The sequence below is a fragment of the Mesorhizobium sp. M0106 genome (assembly GCF_040322715.1).
Taxonomy (GTDB): Bacteria; Pseudomonadota; Alphaproteobacteria; order Rhizobiales; family Rhizobiaceae; genus Mesorhizobium.
On the sequence record NZ_JAMYUA010000147.1, the window covers coordinates 1 to 595 of the forward strand.

The 595-nt window shown below is 60.0% G+C and carries 1 protein-coding gene; it reads right to left on the bottom strand.

The window, feature by feature from the left end; translation table 11 throughout:
* A partial coding sequence (locus NKJ55_RS35515; protein ID WP_352453943.1) for an AMP-binding protein occupies positions 1-595 on the bottom strand: 595 nt, incomplete at both ends.

A 595-nucleotide genomic window follows, 5' to 3' on the forward strand; every position in this document is an offset into this window, starting at 1 on the left:
CCGTCAGCTCGGGCCGGTTCAGGTAGCCACGCGCAACGCCGGCCCCGCCGATGTAAAGCTCGCCCACCGCCCCGAACGGCACCGGGGCGCCATGAGCGTCCAACAGATACACCCGCGTGTTCGCAATCGGACGGCCGATCGGGACAACTGACCCGTCAAAATCAGCCGGGCAATTCCAGGCCGTCACGTCGATAGCTGCTTCCGTGGGACCATATAGATTGTGCAGGCCAGTCCAAGGCAATAGGCGCCCAACCTTGTGCACACTGGCGGCAGCAAGCGCCTCGCCACTGCATATGAGACGCTGCAACGATGTGCAGCGATCGACACCCTGCGTGTCCATAAAGCTGACCAGCATGGATGGTACAAAGTGTGCGGTGGTGATGCGTTGGCTGATTATCAGCTCTACCAGCGCGTCGGGGTCTTTGTGTGCAGCCGGAGGCGCCAGCACCAGGGTCGCCCCTTCAAGCAACGTCCAGAAGAACTCCCAGGCCGAGACATCGAAGCCAAATGGTGTCTTCTGCAGGACGACATCAGTTGCATTGAGAGCGTAGGCTTTTTGCATCCAGATCAGGCGATTGATAATAGCCCGATGCTC